The 20,314-nt window shown below is 47.6% G+C and carries 19 protein-coding genes; 5 read left to right on the forward strand and 14 right to left on the reverse strand.

The window, feature by feature from the left end:
* Nucleotides 1-2 precede the first annotated feature (2 nt).
* The 5 genes from DW743_RS12010 to DW743_RS12030 all read right to left on the reverse strand — a co-directional run bounded on the left by DW743_RS12010 (nucleotide 3) and on the right by DW743_RS12030 (nucleotide 3,529).
* Nucleotides 3-1,667 carry a ribonuclease J gene (locus tag DW743_RS12010; protein WP_055218756.1) on the reverse strand — a complete coding sequence of 555 codons (1,665 nt, stop codon included), beginning with the start codon at nucleotides 1,665-1,667 and terminating at the stop codon, nucleotides 3-5.
* A 178-nt stretch (nucleotides 1,668-1,845) separates the two neighbouring features.
* Nucleotides 1,846-2,106 carry a DUF1292 domain-containing protein gene (locus DW743_RS12015; RefSeq protein WP_022461718.1) on the reverse strand — a complete coding sequence of 87 codons (261 nt, stop codon included), beginning with the start codon at nucleotides 2,104-2,106 and terminating at the stop codon, nucleotides 1,846-1,848.
* A gap of 15 nt (nucleotides 2,107-2,121) precedes the next feature.
* Entirely contained in the window at nucleotides 2,122-2,565 is a 444-nt protein-coding gene (gene ruvX, locus DW743_RS12020; RefSeq protein ID WP_022461717.1) for a Holliday junction resolvase RuvX, read from the reverse strand.
* An 11-nt stretch (nucleotides 2,566-2,576) separates the two neighbouring features.
* Nucleotides 2,577-2,840 carry an IreB family regulatory phosphoprotein gene (locus tag DW743_RS12025; protein WP_022461716.1) on the reverse strand — a complete coding sequence of 88 codons (264 nt, stop codon included), beginning with the start codon at nucleotides 2,838-2,840 and terminating at the stop codon, nucleotides 2,577-2,579.
* A gap of 206 nt (nucleotides 2,841-3,046) precedes the next feature.
* Complete coding sequence (locus DW743_RS12030; RefSeq protein WP_243004580.1) at nucleotides 3,047-3,529, reverse strand: glycoside hydrolase family 3 N-terminal domain-containing protein; 483 nt, start codon at nucleotides 3,527-3,529, stop codon at nucleotides 3,047-3,049.
* Between the two features lie 136 nt (nucleotides 3,530-3,665).
* Between DW743_RS12030 and DW743_RS12035 the strand changes: the two genes are divergently transcribed.
* Nucleotides 3,666-3,908, forward strand: coding sequence for a hypothetical protein (locus DW743_RS12035; protein WP_055265060.1), 243 nt, complete (start codon nucleotides 3,666-3,668; stop codon nucleotides 3,906-3,908).
* Nucleotides 3,909-4,133: 225 nt separating this feature from the next.
* On the opposite strand, the gene DW743_RS12045 is transcribed toward DW743_RS12035, so the two are convergent.
* Nucleotides 4,134-4,409, reverse strand: coding sequence for a hypothetical protein (locus DW743_RS12045; protein WP_117761680.1), 276 nt, complete (start codon nucleotides 4,407-4,409; stop codon nucleotides 4,134-4,136).
* A gap of 149 nt (nucleotides 4,410-4,558) precedes the next feature.
* Between DW743_RS12045 and DW743_RS12050 the strand changes: the two genes are divergently transcribed.
* Both DW743_RS12050 and DW743_RS12055 read left to right on the forward strand, forming a co-directional pair.
* A complete protein-coding gene (locus DW743_RS12050) occupies nucleotides 4,559-5,194 on the forward strand; it encodes a helix-turn-helix domain-containing protein (protein WP_117761681.1) in 636 nt (211 codons plus the stop codon).
* A complete protein-coding gene (locus tag DW743_RS12055; RefSeq protein ID WP_117761682.1) occupies nucleotides 5,175-5,996 on the forward strand; it encodes a hypothetical protein in 822 nt (273 codons plus the stop codon). The genes DW743_RS12050 and DW743_RS12055 overlap by 20 nt, the downstream gene beginning before the upstream one ends.
* Nucleotides 5,997-6,080: 84 nt before the next feature.
* On the opposite strand, the gene DW743_RS12060 is transcribed toward DW743_RS12055, so the two are convergent.
* The 3 genes from DW743_RS12060 to DW743_RS12070 all read right to left on the reverse strand — a co-directional run bounded on the left by DW743_RS12060 (nucleotide 6,081) and on the right by DW743_RS12070 (nucleotide 11,742).
* A complete protein-coding gene (locus DW743_RS12060; RefSeq protein WP_117761683.1) occupies nucleotides 6,081-8,108 on the reverse strand; it encodes a glycoside hydrolase family 31 protein in 2,028 nt (675 codons plus the stop codon).
* 88 nt (nucleotides 8,109-8,196) lie between these two features.
* The gene (gene yicI, locus DW743_RS12065; RefSeq protein WP_117761684.1) at nucleotides 8,197-10,515 is read right to left on the reverse strand and encodes an alpha-xylosidase; all 2,319 of its coding nucleotides are present in this window, start codon (nucleotides 10,513-10,515) and stop codon (nucleotides 8,197-8,199) included.
* A 276-nt stretch (nucleotides 10,516-10,791) separates the two neighbouring features.
* Nucleotides 10,792-11,742, reverse strand: coding sequence for a phospho-N-acetylmuramoyl-pentapeptide-transferase (locus DW743_RS12070; protein ID WP_117761685.1), 951 nt, complete (start codon nucleotides 11,740-11,742; stop codon nucleotides 10,792-10,794).
* Nucleotides 11,743-11,909: 167 nt separating this feature from the next.
* On the opposite strand from DW743_RS12070, the gene DW743_RS12075 reads away from it, so the two are divergent.
* Nucleotides 11,910-12,785, forward strand: coding sequence for an AraC family transcriptional regulator (locus DW743_RS12075; RefSeq protein ID WP_022463035.1), 876 nt, complete (start codon nucleotides 11,910-11,912; stop codon nucleotides 12,783-12,785).
* Between the two features lie 45 nt (nucleotides 12,786-12,830).
* Nucleotides 12,831-13,472 (forward strand): endonuclease III domain-containing protein, encoded by a 642-nt coding sequence (locus tag DW743_RS12080; RefSeq protein WP_022463034.1) that lies wholly within the window; start codon nucleotides 12,831-12,833, stop codon nucleotides 13,470-13,472.
* A 90-nt stretch (nucleotides 13,473-13,562) separates the two neighbouring features.
* On the opposite strand, the gene DW743_RS12085 is transcribed toward DW743_RS12080, so the two are convergent.
* The 5 genes from DW743_RS12085 to DW743_RS12105 all read right to left on the reverse strand — a co-directional run bounded on the left by DW743_RS12085 (nucleotide 13,563) and on the right by DW743_RS12105 (nucleotide 20,267).
* The gene (locus DW743_RS12085) at nucleotides 13,563-14,000 is read right to left on the reverse strand and encodes a MarR family winged helix-turn-helix transcriptional regulator (protein ID WP_022463033.1); all 438 of its coding nucleotides are present in this window, start codon (nucleotides 13,998-14,000) and stop codon (nucleotides 13,563-13,565) included.
* A gap of 163 nt (nucleotides 14,001-14,163) precedes the next feature.
* On the reverse strand, nucleotides 14,164-15,513 hold the full coding sequence (locus tag DW743_RS12090) for an MATE family efflux transporter (RefSeq protein WP_022463032.1): 1,350 nt from the start codon (nucleotides 15,511-15,513) through the stop codon (nucleotides 14,164-14,166).
* Nucleotides 15,497-15,961, reverse strand: coding sequence for a MarR family winged helix-turn-helix transcriptional regulator (locus tag DW743_RS12095; RefSeq protein WP_022463031.1), 465 nt, complete (start codon nucleotides 15,959-15,961; stop codon nucleotides 15,497-15,499). Before DW743_RS12095 ends, DW743_RS12090 begins: the two co-directional genes overlap by 17 nt.
* A 173-nt stretch (nucleotides 15,962-16,134) precedes the next feature.
* Complete coding sequence (locus DW743_RS12100) at nucleotides 16,135-18,276, reverse strand: ATP-binding protein (protein WP_117761708.1); 2,142 nt, start codon at nucleotides 18,274-18,276, stop codon at nucleotides 16,135-16,137.
* A 146-nt stretch (nucleotides 18,277-18,422) separates the two neighbouring features.
* A complete protein-coding gene (locus tag DW743_RS12105) occupies nucleotides 18,423-20,267 on the reverse strand; it encodes an ABC transporter substrate-binding protein (RefSeq protein WP_117761686.1) in 1,845 nt (614 codons plus the stop codon).
* Nucleotides 20,268-20,314 lie beyond the last annotated feature (47 nt).

A 20,314-nucleotide genomic window follows, 5' to 3' on the forward strand; every position in this document is an offset into this window, starting at 1 on the left:
ATTTATGCCTCCATGATGATCGGAAGGATCATCGGTCTTCTCTTTGTTTTCTTCCATACATAATCGCCGAGGGCATCTTTGATCGTGGATTTGATCTTGCCCCAGTCGGAGATATTTTTGGAAAGGCAGCCATCCAGCGCCTCTTCTACAACTTCTCTTGCCTCGCCCATCAAATCCTCGGATTCGCGTACATAGACGAAACCGCGGGATACGATGTCCGGGCCGGCCAGAAGCTGGTTCGTTCTCTTTTCGAGAGTCAGTACAACGACCATGATTCCGTCCTCGGACAGATGCTGGCGGTCACGCAGGACGATATTTCCTACATCACCAACGCCGAGTCCGTCGACCATGATGGCTCCGGTGTGGACTTTGCCAGTTACTGCTGCGCCGTCCTCATCGAGTTCCATGACATCACCGGAATACATGAGGAAGATGTTCTCTTTCGGGATGCCGAGACTCTGTGCTACTTCTGCGTGTGCTTTTAAGTGGCGGTACTCGCCGTGTACCGGGATCGCGTATTTCGGTTTTACCAGGGAGTAGATCAGTTTGATTTCCTCCTGGCAGGCATGTCCGGATACGTGAACGTCCTGGAATACGACGTTGGCACCCTGTGCAGACAGTTCGTTGATGACGTTCGAAACGGCTTTTTCATTTCCCGGGATTGGGTGGGAACTGAAGATCACGGTGTCGCCCGGCAGGATCGAGATCTTTTTGTGCAGGTGTGCCGCCATACGGGACAGTGCTGCCATGGACTCGCCCTGGCTTCCGGTGGTGATCAGGACAAGCTGCTCGCCGGTGTAGTTTTTCATCTGCTCCACATCGATCAGGGTATTTTCCGGGATATTGATGTAGCCCAGCTCCTGCGCGATGGAGATGATGTTGACCATGCTGCGGCCTTCGATGACAACTTTACGGCCGTATTTATAAGCAGAGTTGATGATCTGCTGCACACGGTCGACGTTCGATGCGAAGGTTGCGATGATGATTCGGGAATTCTGATGCTCGGCAAACAGGCCGTCGATCGTCTTTCCTACGGTCCGCTCGGACATGGTAAAGCCAGGCCGCTCTGCATTGGTACTGTCGCACATCAGTGCCAGAACGCCTTTCTTTCCGATCTCTGCGAATCTCTGCAGGTCGATGACATCACCAAAGACTGGTGTGTAGTCGACTTTGAAGTCTCCGGTGTGGACGATGATGCCAGCCGGGGAGTAGATGGCCAGTGCTGCTGCATCTGCAATACTGTGGTTTGTTTTGATAAACTCAATGCGGAATGCGCCCAGGTTGATGGACTGTCCGTGTTTGATGATTTTCCGTTTTGTGGTACGGAGCAGGTTGTGCTCCTTTAATTTGTTTTCGATCAGGCCGATGGTCAGTTTGGTGGCGTAGACCGGCACGTTGACTTCTTTTAAGATGTAAGGCAGGGCTCCGATATGGTCCTCGTGGCCGTGGGTGATGACGAAGCCTTTGACTTTGTCGATGTTTTCTTTCAGATATGTTACATCCGGGATGACCAGGTCGATACCGAGCATGTCGTCTTCCGGGAATGCAAGTCCGCAGTCTACGACGATGATACTGTCCTCATACTCGAAAACGGTGATGTTCATACCGATCTGTTCCAGACCGCCAAGCGGTATAATTTTTAATTTACTTCCATTATTCTTTTTCAAATAGCACCTCCGCGCATGTTTTCCAAACGATTCCGTTACCGGTACGGCTTCACGCACGCATCCCCTGAGCGTCACTTCAGGCTGATGGAGCATGTCCCGCACCTGCAGGATTTGCCCTTTAAAGCGCTGTCCCGGTCCCGCTTCGTCTGCGTCCCGGTATGGCTTCAAAACGGCTGGTTCAATAGGTGATGTCTGCCTCGTCATCCAACATGGAAGCAAATACGCCGGAAACGGCATCGAATTCGGTGTCGTCTTCTACCATAACATACTCTGCCTCTGCGTCGGTGTCGGTGGAGATATCCTTCAGAATATAGGCATTTGCCTCGTCGTCCTTCGAATCGGATACCAGAATGTAGTTGACTCCGTTGATTCTGGTCTGCTCCTCCACGTAAAATTCCTCTTTGCCGCCATCATCTGTTACAAATGTTATTTTTTCCATACAATATTCCTTTGTTTAGTTTTCCTGTGATTCCTTCTGATGGGAAAGATAGTCCAGATATCCCTGCAGGATAAAAACAGCTGCAATCATATCTACGTACTCCTTGCGGTTTTCCCTGCGGATTCCGGTTTCCATCATGGTGCGGTCTGCTTCGACCGTTGTCAGCCGCTCGTCCCACATGACAACGGGCAGACCTGTCCGTCTCTCCAGCATTTCTTTGAACTCGAGAGATTTTTCGGCCCGCTCTCCGATGTCGTTGTTCATATGTTTCGGGAAGCCGAGTACGATTTTTTCCACGCCGTACTCTTTTGCTATCTCTTCAATCCGGGCCAGCGTCTGACGCAGCTTATTCTCCGATTTTCTGCGGACAATTTCGATTCCCTGCGCAGTAAGACCCAGGGCGTCGCTGACTGCCACCCCTACTGTTTTTGAGCCGTAATCTAATCCCATTATTCTCATAGTAATTACGCTCACTTCCAGGATTCATTTTTGATGTACTCTTTTAACAGTTCCTCTACCAGCTCGTCACGCTCTACTTTCATGATCAGACTTCTGGCTCCCTTAAAGCTTGTGATGTACGTCGGGTCGCCTGACATGATATAGCCTACGATCTGGTTGACTGGATTATACCCTTTTTCTACCATGGCGTTGTAAACGGTTTCGAGTACCTCTTTTACCTGAATCTCCGGCTCTGTTTTTACTTTAAAATATTGTGTGTTACTTAATCCTGACATTCTTTTCACGTCCTCGTATTTATTGATATCATTTATATTCTAATACATGTTATGGGAAATTTCAATCGTGAAATTGCCCAACTATTTGAATGTTACAGTTCACTGCATCTCAGCGAACTGTAACATTCAAAGCCCGCATGGAAAATTTTGCTTTGCGAAGTGGCGGCAGCTATTTCTGATGTTATTTTATCCCTGAAAACGCCGCATTATTCATATGAATTGGAAGTAAAAATCATTTCCAGAATTCTCTGGGCACAGGCGGTCAGGTCTTTTTCCTCGAGATACTGGTCATTTTCGGCACTCAGCGCATCCAGGATTTCGCGGCGGTCGGTGTCGGTTCCCGGCATCACAAGATCGTTTCCGGCAGCGATGCATTTTGCGGCAGAGGAGCCTCCGTCGGCGTTTGTTGTGGTCCAGTCTGTCATGATGATGCCGGCAAAGCCCCATTCCTTTCTTGCAGCGGTTGTGCACAGACCGTAGCTGTTGGCGGTGTGGACACCGTTTACCTTGTTGTAGGAGGTCATGATCGCCTTTGGCTGGGATTCTTTGATTGCAATTTCGAAGCCCTTCAGATAGATCTCACGCAGAGCGCGCTCGGAGACGATGCTCGATACGCCGCGGCGGTTTTCTTCCTGATTGTTGCAGGCGTAATGTTTGATGGTCGTTCCGACCCCGTGCTGTCTCTGCACACCGCGTGTGAGAGCTGCTGCGATGATTCTGACCAGAATTTCGATTGAATTTTCTCCCGCCCTGTTCTATACTAATGTAAACAAATGTAGCTGTTTTTTATTCCAGATAACTACAAAATCGGAGGTATCACGCTTTATGCATATGACACAAATTCAATCTGTCTTAAACGAGAAAAAAATCACGTTTTCCTATACGGAAGAGGACAACTGCGGAAGCATCGACTTTGAGCACCGCGGTCTGCGGTATCATATCTGGGAATTTGCAGACGATGTGGAGCCGGTCGGCGTGGAGACCAATCTGCGGTATGCAGGGCGCGATGAGGAAATCGAAGGCGATTACGATACGATTCTCGCAGAACATTTAAAGAAAGAATTTTAAGCGATTTCATTTCATTTTTGGGAAAAGATGTGTATTTTATGACGCCAGTTCTTCAACCACAGCTCGAAAAAGGTCACGCTGGAACAGTATGAAATGCTTCCAGAAGAGAAACGCTTCGAAGTTTTTGACGGTGTCATCTACGACATGGCAAGCCCTTCGCAGGTTCATCAGGCACTATCCATGCAGCTTTCTACACTCATCAATACTTACATTCTTCGCAAAAAATCATATATTTTCTAACGCTGCCAGAAACAGCTCATAGAAGTCATCTTCCCCTTCAGGCGCCGGGGAATTTTCTCCGCCGCCATTGGTGCTGCGTTTGATTTCTGCGTAAAATTCTTCACCTGCCATGGCAAGATCCATTTCATAGATGGAAACGCCATAGGCATGGCAGATTTCGCAGAATGCGTGGATTGGATTCGGATTTTCCCTTGTCTGAAGCAGTTTTTCACGCAGAATGGGGTCTGCCTTTGCTTTTTTCTGCCAAGCTTTTGCCTGCACTGCAGGGAAGTTCTTTCATCGCCATGATTGCTGTTCTCAGACATCTGCGAGCCGTAACTTTTCTCAATCAGTTCGTTTTTTGTCAATAAATGATTTCTTGACGCTTTCAGATCTCTGTGATACAGTAATGGCAGAAACGAGGTGATTGCATGAAAAACACATTTGAGCAGCAGATTTACGAGATCTTTGGAACAACAGATCCAAAGGAGCTGCGCAGGCTTTCCAAGGACGCGGAACAATACCAGCAGTTAGCCAAAAAAGAAGCCCTGCGCCATGCAGCTGGAAGAAAACCTGCTTTTTCGCTGCCGCAAATCATTCAGATGGCTGCCATGCAGCAGCAGGGAAAAAGTATTGCCGAGATCGCGCGCACCTTTCAGGTCAGCAGGCAGACAGTATACAATCAAATTGCCCGTGCTCACTGTTTCAGCACGGATCCCGATGTCAAAACGCGGATGTGTTTTCTTTACCGCGATCAGCTTTGCACAACGATTGATATCGACTTCCGTCATGAGAAAATTGCAATCCAGAATTACACAAAAAAAATTCCGCTTCGTGCCTTTGGCGTTGTGGAGCATCCGACCTGGGATGATTTTACCTGGTTTCTGGAAAGCCGCTGTTTTCCCCAAACACGCGATCATGCCAAAGATATTTTAAAAGAAATGGGACTTCCCTTTTATGATCCGCTGCTTATCATTGAAAAAACAGATGGGCGAATGGCCGGTGACGAGCAATGGATCCTGATTCTGAAGAATAAGGAGGCACGCCATGGAACAGATCCGTCTTGATCATCAGCTGCCTGTCAAAAAAACAGATCACACCTCAAAAGGGGACCAGCTCAAGTGGAAAATCGGTAATATCTGGTACAAATCCGACTATATGGGATATGAGGGACTCTCGGAGACACTGGTGTCTCATTTACTGCAAAAAAGCACTCTTTCCCACCCGTTTGTCCTGTATCAGCCTGTTCGGATTGCATACCGCGGCACTCTCCGCAGTGGCTGTTCCAGTCCTGATTTTCTAAAAACAAATCAGATGCTGATCCCATTGGAAAAACTGTACCGCCAGAATACCGGAGACAGTCTGGCAATCACGCTTGCTGCTTTTTCAGAACCGGCGGAACGCATTCGTTTTCTGGCAGATCAGATGGAACACATGACGGGAATTCAGAATTTCGGTGCATATCTGACCGCTATGCTGGAAATTGATGCCTTCTTTCTAAACGAAGACCGGCACACCAACAACATCGCTGTTCTATATGATACAGAAACAGAGCAATATTCTCCAAGTCCTCTATTCGATCAGGGTTTATGCCTGTTTGCAGACATTAGCAATGACTATCCTCTGGATCTGCCGATGGATGTCTGTATAGAACGCATCGAAGCCAAACCTTTCAGCTCTGATTTTGATACACAGCTGGATGCTGCGGAGGAATTATACGGTATCCAGCTTCACTTTTCCTTTACTGCAAAAGATGTCTGCACGGAACTGGCTTCTCTGGCCGATTACTATCCTCTGGAAATCCGCCAGCGTGTTGAGCAGATCATACGCCGACAGATGCGCAAATATGGATATCTGATGCGCAGTTAGAGTCGAAAAGAAAACAGTACAGAAAAGTCCCCACGCTGTGTGTGTCTTCTGTACTGTTTTCTTTTTTGACCTTTTTACACGATCTTATGCCATTTTCTTAAATACCGGAATCGAATCGATTGGTGCGGCGGCAAGAACGGTCTGTCCGCCTTCGTACACTTTTCCGTCTCTGGTGTCTTCCCAGCGTCCTTCCGGAAGATATACTTCACGCTCAAACTCGTTCAGATGGAAAATCGGCGCTACCAGGTATTCGCTTCCGAACATATACTGATCCTGCAGCTCCCAGCATTTTTTGTCATCCGGGAACTCGTAGAACATGGTACGGATCAGCGGAGAACCGTTTTCGGATGCTTCGTCATACAGCTGTTTGATGTAATCGTGCATGCTGATGCGGATGTCGTAATATTTTTTCATGATCCGGTAATTTTCTTCTCCATAGCTCCACAGTTCATTGGACTGGCCGGTATACAGGTAGCCGCCGCCAAAATCACGGTCATCGAGCGGTGGAATGTTGTGCGGTCCGCGGTCGCCGTGCATACGGAAAACAGCAGAGTAAACGGCAAACTCATACCAGCGGATCAGAAGCTGCTGGAAATCCGGGTCGTTGACATCATCTGTCATAAAGCCGCCGATATCGGTTGTCCACCATGGAATGCCGGCAAGACCCATATTAAGGCCGGCCTGGAGCTGATCATAGAAGGCTTCAAAGGTACTCGGCACATCGCCGGACCATACAACATTTCCGTATTTCTGGCTTCCGGCCCAGGCGCAGCGAAGCAGGTTTACAATATTTTCTTCTCCTTCTGCTTTCATGCCGTCATAGAAGACACGGCTGTACAGCTGCGGATAGATATTGCTGCAGGAAAGAGCAGGTCCGTCGATATAGCGGTAATGATCGAAATCGTAAACGCCGAAATCCGGTTCTGAGTTGTCCAGCCAGAAGGCATCGATTCCAAAATCATAATAGTTTTTCTTGCAGACTTCCCAGACGTATTTTCTGGTTTCCGGGTTGAACACATCGATTTCCACGCAGTCCCCCTGGAAATCATACGTCTGCAGGGCGCCGCGCTCTGTTTTAATCAGCAGGCCGCGGTCCAGCATCGGCCAGAAATTCTCGCTCTTCCGGTCTACGCTTGGCCATACGGAAACGATAACTTTGATTCCCATGGAATGCAGTTCGTCCACCATGGCTTTTGGATCCGGCCAGTATTTTTCATCGAATTTCCAGTCGCCCTGTACGGTCCAGTGGAAGAAATCGATGACAATCTGATCGATTTTGATGCCTTCCTTCTGGTAGCGGCGTGCCACTTCAAGCACTTCCTCCTGCGTACGGTAGCGCAGCTTGCACTGCCACAGGCCCATACGGTCCTCCGGGAATTTCGGCGCGCGGCCGGTCACTGCGGTGTAATTTTCCAGGATCTCTTTCGGTGTATCGGCTGCGGTCAGCCAGTAGTCCATATCTTTGGTCGAGCGTGCAGTCCATTCTGTGTAGTTCTTTCCGAAGGTTACCTGTCCGACAGCCGGATTGTTCCACAGCATACCATATCCTAAGCTGGATACGGCGAATGGTACGCTGATCTGGGAGTTCCGCTGCGCCAGCTCCAGGGTGCATCCCTTCAGATCCATGTATTTCTGCTGATACTGGCCCATTCCGAAAATTTTCTCTTCGTCGTTGCTCTCAAATTTCAGGTTCAGGCTGTATTCGCTTCCGCCGATCACACCTTTCCACTCACGGTTGACCGTTTTTAAGCAGCGGCTCTCTTTGCTGATCGTTCCGTCGTAGCAACGGTGATATTCTCTTAAAATTTCCTGATCTTCTTTGTAGAAGGTGATAACTCCTGCAAAGTTGACTACAGCACAGATTTTTCCATTGGTGATCGATGCGCTGGTTCTTTTTCCCATCGATCCGTCGATTTCCAGATGATCGACCGCAAACTGCTCTGCTTTTGCCTCTGTTTTTTCCGGCACTTCGGTCAGCGCCCAGTCCTTTCCGGAAAATCCCGGAAGCATCGTTGCGCGGACACGTAAGGAATCTTTTCCCCACGGCTCAATCCGCAGTGTTTCTCCGTTTGCCTGTGCAATTAACACACCATTTTTTGTCTGAAAACGCATTGTTTTATTCTCCTTTTTTGAAAAGAGAGGTCACAGAAAAATTTGCTTTTCCGTGCCTCTCCCTCCCTATATTCTTACATTCCGATGCTTATGCAACAACAACTTCGTTCGCATCTGCTGCCAGCACAGCCTCTTTCTTCTCGTTTCCGACGAATACTTCTACTTTCAGTTCGGTATGTGCGCCTTCTACGGATACTTTCACTGCATCGCCGTCTTTGACTGCTTTCACGGTGAATACGGTGTTTCCGTGGATATCCGAAACCTTTGTCTCAGCTGCGTCTTTTAACTGATATACGCATACGTTTGCATGGTCCGCGTAGTCATAATCCGGTTTGGTGTCGCAGTTTCCTCTGACTACGATGCTGTTTTCTCTTACATACAGCGGCATGGAGAAGTAGTCATAGGTTCCCTGGAACCATCTGCCGCCTTCTTTTGTCTCGCCGGTCAGAAGTTCTGTCCAGGTGCCTTCCGGCAGATAGTACTGTGCTACCTTGTCCTCACGGAAGACAGGTGCTACCAGAAGGGCATCACCCAGCATGTACTGCTGATCCAGATACGGAACGGCCGGGTCGTTCATGAACTCGAATACCATCGGGCGCATTACCGGGGTTCCTTCCTCGTGTGCCTCTACAGATTTCTGGAAAATGTACGGCATCAGCGAGCATTTCAGGTTGGTGAAGAATTTTACTACGTCGCAGGACTCTTCGTCGAACAGCCACGGCACACGGTAGCTTGTGGATCCGTGCAGACGGCTGTGGGTAGACATCAGTCCAAATGCGCACCATCTCTTGTACAGATCCGGTGTTGCGGTGCTCTCGAATCCGGAGATATCATGGCTCCAGAAGGAGAAGCCGCTCATGGCGAAGGAAAGGCCGCCGCGCAGCGTTTCTGCCATGGACGGATAGTTTGCAGAGCAGTCGCCGCCCCAGTGTACCGGGAATTTCTGGCTTCCTGCTGTTGCACTTCTTGCAAACAGAACTGCCTCGTTCTCGCCTTTTACTTCTTTTAACAGGTTGAATACTGCCTGGTTGTACAGGTATGTATAGTAGTTGTGCATTGCCTGCGGATCGCTTCCGTCGTGGTATACAACATCAACCGGGATTCTCTCGCCGAAGTCGGTCTTGAAGCAGTCTACACCGCAGTCCAGAACAGTTCTCAGTTTATCGGTATACCATTTAACCGCATCCGGGTTGGTAAAGTCCACAAGGCCCATACCTGCCTGCCAGTTGTCGGTCTGCCATACGCCTTTTCCGTCTGCTCTCTGCAGCAGATAGCCGTTTGCTGCACCCTCTTTGAAGAATGCGGTTCCCTGTGCAATATACGGGTTGATCCATGCACAGATGTGAAGACCTTTGTCGTGATATTTCTTTAAGGTTGCGCGGATATCCGGGAAGCATTTCTTGTCCCACTCAAAATCGCACCAGTGGAATTCGTGCATCCAGAAGCAGTCGAAGTGGAAAACGCTCAGCGGAATATTTCTCTTTTCCATTCCCTCGATGAAGGATGTGGTGGTCTCTTCGTCGTAGTTGGTGGTGAAGGATGTGGACAGCCACAGACCAAAGGACCATGCCGGAGGAAGTGCCGGACGGCCGGTCAGTGCGGTGTACTCGTTCATGATCTTCTTCGGTGACGGGCCGTGGAACAGATAATATTTGATTCTCTCGCCCGGTACGGAGAAGCCGACATACTCAACTTTTTCACTTGCTACTTCGAAGGAAACGTTGTCGGTACTGTCAACGAGAATACCGTAGCCGTTGTTTGTCATGTAGAACGGTACGCATTTGTAGCCGATTTCGGATGCCGTACCGCCGTCCTCGTTCCAGGTGTCTACAACCTGTCCGTTTTTTACGAATGGAGTAAATCTCTCGCCAAGGCCGTATACGCACTCGCCGACGCCAAGGGAGAGCTCGCTTACCATATATGGCTGATATTTTTCGGTCATGTAATTCTGGGCTGGCAGCATGGTGCTCTGCTGACGGTCCCATCTGATATAGGAAAGGTTGCGGAAGCCGCTTCCGGTCAGAACTTTTCCATCTGCCTCGAAGGTGTAAGCAAAGACACCTTTTCTCTGTACGCGGACCTGTACGCTTCCGGTATCAAGAACTGCCTCATCCTCGTTGATCGTTACAGTTACGTCCTCGTATACGCTCTCTGTTTTGTCGAAGGACGGAACTTTGTTGTCGTAGGCTTCGTAGTGCCATGCCTCCATGGAGATGGTGTCCGGTGTATGTGCTACGAACTCAACGGTGATGGTCGGCAGGTTCAGGGTCATACCTCTGTGCTCGATCGGGCGGGTGGTAGCCAGGATACGCATACCGCCTGGGATCTGCTCTACTTCATAAGCCTGCATTGCATGGGATGCATTTGCTTTTTCACTCGGAAGCCAGTAACCTTCTGTGAATTTCATCTTTTCATTACCTCCTGATTGGATGAGCCTGAAACAGATAGCTGAAAGCACTTTCTTTTCATCAATCTTTACAGAATTATTGTTTCGGGCTGACGTTTTTTGGTAATTTTATACTACCACACTCTTGCTTTCGAAAACAGGGCGGATTCTGTGAAAAAATACGGCGATATTATCTTTTTCTATCTTTTTGGTGTATTCGGGGGCTGGGATGCAAAACGGGAGTGTGCCCCGCAGACGTCTGCAAAAGACACACTCCCGTTTCTCTTCTGTTTTTTCTTATGCTGCAATCAGATACGCAATGACGGCCAGCAGGATCTGCAGGATCACAAAGCGGATCACAACCTGACTGTCGGACCACTTGTATTTCAGGCGGACATGGTCATGCAGCGGTGTTCTTGTATTTTTGAGGATTGCGATTTTCAGGAAACGGAGTAAAAATACTTTGACAAGACCGATTCCTCCGTCGACGATCATCACGCCTGCCATCAGCAGATATAAAAACGGATGGCGGGACTGCATGGCAAGGATGGCGATGTAGAAACCAAGTGCTCTCGAACCGGCGTCTCCCATCAGCATGCTGCTCGGCGAGGTGTTGAAATACAGGTACGCGAGAAGCGCTGCCACGAACAGGTAATTGGCTACGGTGAAGCTTCCAAGGACATCGTGGAAAATCATACTGAACGCGAAGATAACCACGCAGGAAAGGCTCGCGCAGAGTCCGTCGACACCGTCGGAACAGTTTGTAACGTTGATCGAAATCCAGATCAGGATGATGCCGAGGATTATGTAGACCACTTTCGGAATGGTAAGGGACATGCTTCCGAAGCAGATCGTGGTGGAATTGTAATTCACAAAGGTGATGACGGTCACAATGGAGATGACGAGGTCAATCGCGCCTTTTTTGTAATCGCTCCACGGGGTTTCGGATGCATCATCGAGGTAGCCGCTCAGCATGATGCAGACGAGCAGGATCGCGTAGATCACATACTCGGCGCCAAGAGGCAGGAACAATACGCTTCCGATCAGGAAACAGATGACGATCACGAGGCCGACGCCGCGCAGTTTTCCGCGGGAGAGGCCGCCGTTTACGGCAAATTCTCTGCCGTGATCGCTCGGCAGAAAGGAAAATGGATGCTTTAACGCCAGAAAGGTCAGCAGAAAGGTGACCACGATTCCCAGCATGGCGATCTGGCCGGGATTTAAAAAGTTACTCCATACTTGATACATACGTTTTCTTCCTTCACTTTTCTTTAGATTGAGTTTGCACGAAGCCGTATGTGACGTGGCTTTGTGTTCATTTATTATAACAACTTCATGCAAAAATTGCTATACCCAATTCGGGGGTTTCGTGATAAGATAGTGATACACTAAGTTGAACAAAAAAGGAGTTTTTTATGCCACGCAAAGATCATCTGCCGCGCCAGACACGCCAGGAACACATCACGCTGCAGCCGAACCGCAGCATCGAATTTCGTGTAACCGACGATTTCGGCAGTTTTTCGCCGCCGCACTGGCACGACGCGCTGGAAATTATTTATATTCTGGAGGGTTCCTCCATTGTCACGCTCTCGGACCGCACCAAGACCGTCCTTCCGGGTCAATTTCTGCTGATCAATTCCGGGCGTATCCACACGGCGCGCTGTCCGTCCACGGGAAACCGCTCGATTCTGATGCAGATTCCGGATGCGTTCCTTGCGAACTATCTGCCTGATCCGTCACAGCTCTGGTTCTCGATTGACTACGACAGTACGAATCCGGAAGTGCAGAAAAATATCAGCCAGTTCCGGCGTCTTCTGCTTTCGATGATGCAGCTTCATGAGGAAATGCCCGACGGCTATCTGCTGACATTCCAGCGGGAGCTTTTTACGTTTCTCGATCTGCTCTACACGAAATTTTCTGAGAAGAGCCCGCTTGCGCACCACCCGATGAGCTCCCGGACGCAGACACGGCTCGATACGATTCTGACGTACACGCAGGAAAATTACCAGCGGCCGATTACGCTGAAGGAGGCTGCCGATGTTGTCTCGCTGCAGCCGGAATATTTCTGCCGGTTCTTCCGCCAGAACATGGAAACGACGTATCTGGAATACTTGAATTCCTACCGTCTTTCCCGCATCTACCGCGACCTGATCGCCACGGATCTGCCGGTCGGCACGCTCGCGGAAAAGCATGGTTTTACAAACGATAAGCTGTTTCACCGCCTCTTCCGCGAGCGGTTTCACACGACGCCGCTGCAGCTTCGGAAGGCAGCACGCGAGAAAGGATCCTGATAGCTTTCGCTGTTTTAATATCTTTGAGAATGGGAGTTTAACACGATGACAAAAGAAGAACTGGCGCTTGCCGTCATTGAACGTTTGAAACAAGAATATCCTGACGCCGACTGTACGCTTGACTATGACCAGGCGTGGAAGCTGCTCGTCAGTGTCCGCCTGGCCGCACAGTGCACCGATGCGCGGGTCAATGTTGTGGTGGAGGATCTCTACGCAAAGTATCCTGATATCGATGCGCTGGCAAACGCGACACCGGAGGAAATCGAGGAAATTGTGCGGCCGTGCGGTCTTGGAAAGAGCAAGGCACGCGACATCAACGCCTGCATGCGCATGCTGCGCGACGAGTACCACAGCCAGGTGCCGGATGACTTTAACGCACTTTTGAAGCTCCCGGGCGTGGGACGGAAAAGTGCGAACCTGATTATGGGCGATGTATTCAAAAAGCCTGCGATTGTGACGGATACGCACTGCATCCGGCTGTGCAACCGCATCGGGCTCGTGCATGACTGCAAGGATCCGAAGAAGGTGGAGATGGCACTCTGGAAAATTGTGCCGCCGGAAGAAGGAAGCTCGCTCTGCCACCGGTTTGTGGAGCACGGACGCGAGGTCTGTACTGCGCGGACGACACCGCACTGTGAACGGTGTGTGCTCGCGGATATCTGTGAGAAGAACGGCGTAGAAAAATAGCATTTTTTTATGCGTTTCCATGCGAAAAAGGCTTTTGCATACCGGACAGATTTTTCTGATTCTGTCCCGGCTGCAAAAGCCTTTTTGTTTCTATTTTTTATATGACCGAAAGAAGTCCGTCAGCGCTTTCAGCGTTTTCCCGAGCACCTGCACTTCCTCTTCTCCGAGTTCCGCCATCACGGCATCCGTCATCTGCTCGTGGAATTTTGCGTGATGATGGAATGCCTGCCGTCCCTTTCCGGTCAGGTGGATGTAGACGATCCGGCGGTCCTTCTCGCTGCGCTCCCGCTCGGTGTAGCCTTTTTTCACCAGACTGTTCATCGACGTTGTCAGCGATCCGACCGTGATGTCGAGCTTTGCCGCGATCGATGACATATTGCCGCCCTCCAGGCCGACGGCTTCTATGATGTGCATATCGTTGTTCGTCAGATCCTTGAAATCCTCGGTGATGATCGCCTCTTCTTCCAGTTTTTGTATCTCGTGAAACAGATGGACCAGTGTCTCATTGATGATTTCTCTGTTATCCACTCCTCTTCCCCTTTCCGTCTGTTCTGTCCCTTCTGAACAGGGTTCCGCTCTTTCTGTCTGTATTGTATCAAAAAAGTTCCAGACAAACAATACCAAAAACTGCCTGGGAGACCGCGGATCGCTCCGTGCCGTTTCCCAGGCAGTTCTGTTATGTTTGATTCAATTACATCTGCCCTTTTTTCTTTAACCGTGCAAAGCAGATCATGAAAAAGCAGATGCCGTATACGGTTGTGATCGGGGTGGACATGCCGACGAAGGTCAGGTTCGTATTCGGCAGGTGTGAGAAGAACAGCGCCAGCGGAATACGGATCAGGCAGGCGGAGGTGATTCCCTGGATCATAACCGGGATGCTGATGCCGCGGCCGTTGAAGTATCCGATGCTGCTGAACAGCACACAGGTCAGAATACATTCCGGTGCGAAACCGCGCAGGTAAGCGGCGCTCTGCTCGATAACGGCCGGATCGCTCGTGAAGATTCTGGAGATGACACTTCCACCGAAGAAACCGATGCAGAAAATCACAACTCCAAGAGAGCAGCCCGTTGCGATTGCGGTGAGGAAGCCCTTCCACGCGCGGTCTTTCTTTCCGGCTCCGGTGTTCTGTGCCACGAATGCTGACACAGACTGCATCACAGAGGACGGGATCAGCATGATGAACGAGGTCAGCTTCTGCGCCACACCGTATCCGGCGGACGGCATAAGGCCCATGCCGTTGATGATCGAGTTGATCACAAGGAAGGAAATCTGTACGGTCGTCTCCTGCAGCGCGATCGGCACACCGACGTTCAGGACTTTCTTCAGCTCGTCGCGGTCGATGCGGCAGTCTTCTTTTTTGAATTCAATCGGCAGATTGCCTTTTTTCAACACACCCATGGAAGCGATGACAGAAATAAGCTGCGCCAGAACCGTCGCAAGCGCTGCTCCCGCAACGTCCAGTTTCAGCGCACCGACGAAGAACAGATCTCCGGCAATATTGGCTGCGCAGGCGATGCCGACGAATAAAAGCGGCAGATTTGCATTACCGATTCCGCGAAGCACGCTGCTGATGACGTTGTACGCGATGATGATCAGAATACCGCCGGAACAGATCCGCAGGTAGAGGACGGTTTTGTCAAAAGACTCCGCCGGGACCTGTAAAATATTGGCGATCGGGCCTGCGAACAGCTCCAGAATCACCGTCATGACGACACCGATGATGGCGAACAGAACAATCGAGGTTCCCACGGTTTTGCCGGCCTTATCCGGCTTGCCCTCGCCGATGTGCTGGCCGATCATAACGGTCGAACCCATCGCAAGGCTGGTGATGATAAGTGTTACCATCTGCATGAAGTTGCTTCCGGTTCCGACAGCGGAAATACTCGACGCATCGCCGAACCAGCCGACCACGAGAAGGTCGACCGCACCGTAAGCCGCCTGCAGAATCAGCGCGCCGAGCACCGGCAGCGCAAAGCGGATCAGGGACTGGAAAATCGGTCCCTCTACAAACGATACTTCTTTCTTATTTTCTTTTGCCATTGTTTTTCACTCCTTTTATTCCCGGCATCGTTTCCTGCATCCGTGTGATTGCATGCACAAATTCGTCCACCACCGCGTCGTCCAGATCTGGCAGGCGGGATGCCCATTCCCCGTGAAAGTGCGTCACGCGGAGTTCCACAAACTCTTTTCCCTCTTCGGTCAGTGTCAGGTTGATCACGCGCTTATCTTTTTCATCCGCCTGTTTCACGAGAAGATTTCTCTCCTCCAGTTCCTGCACCAGCTTGGTGATGCTCGGCAGCGTTGTGTTCATATAGCTGCTGATGTCGCTGACGCGGCAGAAGCCCTGCTTTTTCTGAATCTCATTCACCGCATCCAGCACATGCACCTGCCGCGGCTTCATACCGTCCGGCAGGTCCGGGAGCTTCTCGATCAGACGCTTTGCATCAAAACACGCATCCAGGAACTGCTTTAATTTTTCCTGTGTCATGGAAAAGGTTCCTTTCTGTTTAAAAATTAGTTATCTTTAGTAATTACTTTTGATAAGTATAGCAGGAAATGAAAAAATGTCAAGAGGGAACTGATGCTAAAAAAGAGCTGATTGAAAGTTCTGGCAATGCCAGATTCTTTCATCAGCTCTTTTCCATATCCATTTGTCACTGTTCAATGAGCTGCATTTCGGTGCCCCCCGCCGGATTTTATGCTTCTGATCGTCTTTTCCAGTACCTTCATCTCAACCGGTTTTGAAACATGGGCATTCATACCGGCTGCCAGAGAATGCTGAATATCCTCAGAAAACGCATTGGCGGTCATAGCAATGATTGGAATTGTCTTTGCCAGTTCATGGGAGCTTCTTCGGATTGCTTTTGTTGCCTCATAACCATTCATAACCGGCATCTGCACATCCATCAGGATCATGTCATAATCCCCCGGAGCAGACTGCTCAAATGCCTCTAAGACCCTTTTACCATTTTCACAGATTGTACACTCTGCACCCTCAATCTTTAACAATTCCATCAGGATTTCTGCATTCAGCTCATTGTCCTCTGCACACAGAAACCTCATTTCTTTCAGGACATTGCCAGCCGGTTCATCCTTTTCTGCCTGTTCTGCTGAAGAAACAAATCTATCTTCTGCTATTCTCAGATCTATAAGAACCTCAAAACAGCTTCCCTGGCCCAGTTCACTCTCCACATCAATGGTGCCTCCCATTGCTTCAACCAGATTTTTAGTAATAGCCATTCCAAGACCAGTTCCCTGTATCTTATTCGTCATAGAACTTTCAGCACGAGTAAAAGCATCAAAAATTGTATCTTTGAAATCTGCCGACATTCCCATGCCATTATCGCTGACTAAGAAACGGTACTTTGCGTAGACAGATGATTTTGTCTCACATTCTTCTACCAGAAACTGAATTTTTCCACCTTCCTGCGTGTACTTCACTGCATTAGAAACCAAGTTGCTGAAAATCTGCATCAGATGAACCTGATCTCCGTTCACCCACTCGTGCCGGATGTTTTCTTTTATGATTGTAAGAGTCTGATTTTTTTCGTCTATCTGTGAATGGAATATGGTATTGAGTTCTGTAATAAAATCCAAGATGGAAAAATCGGTATACTTAAAAACTGTTTTTCCTGCCTCAATTTTGCTCATATCCAGAACATCATTAATGATTCCTAACAGATGCTGTGATGAAATGTCTATTTTATCTGCATACTCTATTACTTTCGCTTTATTACCGGCATCATGTCTGATCAATGATGTCATGCCGATAATTGCATTCATTGGTGTACGAATATCATGTGACATATTGGACAGGAAATCTGTTTTCGCCTTATTTGCATTTTCAGCGGTCTGCAAGGCTTCCGTTGTAATGTTCTTTGCTTTTTTCAGTTTTTTATTGGACTCCTCCATTTCCTTCATTGCCTGCGTCTGAATCTCATTATTTCTTTTTTCGTATTCAGCTTTTTGCTCAGCAAGACTGCGTCTGGAAATACTGTAGAATAATCCGGCAAAAAGCAAAAGTATAAAACCTGCCATGAGTATTGTTTCAAACACTATTGTTTTCTGATAATCTCTCAGTACATTATCTACAACACTTTTTTCTACAATACAAATCAGCATGGTGTTATTATTTTCTATCGGACAGTATCCCAGATAGTAAGGTTTGTCACTTTCCACAAGTTCTACCCCCTGTTCTCTGCCATCCAGCTTTTTTTGAAGAGAATCAGCCTCTTCCTCAGTGATAGCCTGATCTCCTTTTAAATGCTTTAACAAGAAATAGTTCCTGAAAAATTTATCTTCTTTCTGATTTGTATAAGTAATATTTCCGTCGTTATCCAGCATAAACAGATACGCATTCCCGTTATAGCTTTTCACACTTAACATGGAATCTAATTTTGAATGATCATACAAGGTTCCAATTGCCGTATAAGTTTCCCCCTTAATCGTATATTCCTGACATGGAATTGCAACCAGATAACCATCTTTTTTCTTCTGGTTGTAATCAAGAGTAACCAATTTTCCAATATTATATCCGTTCCTCAAATCCAACAAAAGTTTACTTGGCATGTCAACCCGAAGTTTTGTTCCATCAGTGGTTATTGCCTTTCCATTTTCCTGGAGAAATATAAGTGTACTTTCAGATTCTTTCTGCCATGCCTCAAAGAACTTCTTGTTTCTATCCAGTTCAATAGATCTCACTCCCTCTTGAGTAAGAAAATCCTCAAGCATATGCAGCCGACTGTAGTATCCATTCACCTGCAGATCATAGGTCTGCTGTATCTGTTCAACAACTGCTCCCATACTGCTTTTCCCGTTTTCTGCGATATAGCTGTTCATCCTGTTCAAAAGGAGCTTTACAAAAATTAAGTTTAAAAAGATAAGAATTAAAAAGAACAATGGTACTATCATCTTTTTTCTTTTTGTTTTCGCCTGTTCTGTTCCCACTTTTATTTTTCAACCTCTATATAATCTTCCGGTGCTGACGGCTGCTGTCCGTTTTCCATTGCTGCGGTCCATGCACTTGATAATGTTGTGTTACCAAGCTGCCTGATCTCACATTCCGGATTTATTTTTTTCAAAACAGACATTGTGGTTTCTGTAAGAAGAATAGAGCACTCCTTGTCTTTGTCTATTTTTTTCTTATTTACTTCTATGTCCTTTAATGAGAATCCGTTTTCCTCCTGCCTAACGATTATTTTCATACCGGATGCAATTGGTAATTCATATTTATTGGTTATATGGAATTTCTCATCAGAATCAGCAAGATATTTCTCCGCAAGTTCATAAATCTCTTTGCCATTGATTTTTGCCAGGTATAATGGTGTATCTAAACTCTTTGCTGTCATCAGACCAACCCGGCTGCAGGTACACTCCCCTTTGTAAATGGAGGAAGTAAAATAATAATATGGTGCCAAAGCCAGCTGAGCATCCTTTTCTTCTCTAATCGTAGTTAACATAGAAGATGCCGCATCACGACCGTTTTTATCATTTAGCGAAATGGAATATTCATTTTCAAAATTAACTGTGGTTTCTTCTTTTGAATCCTTACTGTTCATTGTGCTGCGAAAAGCATCATAAGCCTGTGTTTCATCCATTTCCCCTGACAATAATCCGTGAACAGCCTCAAGACTGGCATAAAATGATTTTTGAGCAGAATATCGGATATAAACAGAATTATTATTAATTTCATCTTCCAGTCCAGGTACATCTTCCATCATGTTTGGAACATCTACATTTAATGAAATTACACCCTTTCCATCTGCGATCAATGTTTGTCCTTCTTTTGAAATCATACACTCCAGGACATCGAATGCCAGGTCCAGTTTTTCCTGATCTTTTTCCAGTTCTTTGTTAAATGCAATATTCAGAGAAGGGGTCATATTTATAAAAGCTTCATCCGAAATCTGTGAAAAAAACGGTATACGAGTTAATTCTGCATCCATCTGTTCCTGAAATTCCTGCATAAGTGCCGGATAACCATGAAACATTGCTGCTTTTCCCTCAAGGAACATCTGCGTTGCAGTATTAATATCGACGCTGATATCATCACTTGTAAAATGTGAGTCCTTCAAAAATGTATTGGTTTCTGAAAAAATACGTTTCCATAACGCATCATCAAACGCGATATCCCCTGATGCACTTTCAGCTGAGCTTCTCCATTCGATTCCATCCAGACTCATGAATTCCCCAATTGCACCTGTCTGAATCACCTCATGAGCAGACCAGTCTTCTGCAAGATCCAGGGAATACGGTTTTATACCATTATCATAAAATTGCTGGCATGCCTGTGCATATTCCTTATAGTTTTTCGGTATCTTGATTCCATACTGTTCAAACAATGTCTTGTTGGCAATAATCGTCTGCGGTATACCGCAGATAGGAAGCCACTGAATCTCATTTTTTGAATTTTTATAATATTGCAATGCATAGGAGTAATACCTGGAAACCACGTCATAAGAAGCAAAATCCATTAGATATGGCTCCAGATCCTGTGCATCTTTTCCAGAAAATCGACGTACGGTTATGATATCCGGCAGTTCACCATGTTCCTCAAAATAGCTGTATAAATCGGTATCATTGTTACCGGTAATAAACTCAATATCCTGATCTGGAAACTGCTCATGGATATAGGGTACAATATTTTTCATTAAACGATTTTCCCACAGATACACGGTAAGGTGATCGTCATTTTTAGATACTGCTTTTTGAGATTGTCCACAGCCAGACAAAACAGTAATTGTTAAAAGCACACCTGGCAGTAATGCTATCAGACATTGTTTTGCCTTTTTCATCCTCGTATTTTCCTCATTCTTTCCTGATAAAATCATTAATTCAATAA

It is taken from the genome of Blautia sp. AM28-27 (assembly GCF_003480905.1).
Classification (GTDB): domain Bacteria; phylum Bacillota; class Clostridia; order Lachnospirales; family Lachnospiraceae; genus Fusicatenibacter; species Fusicatenibacter saccharivorans.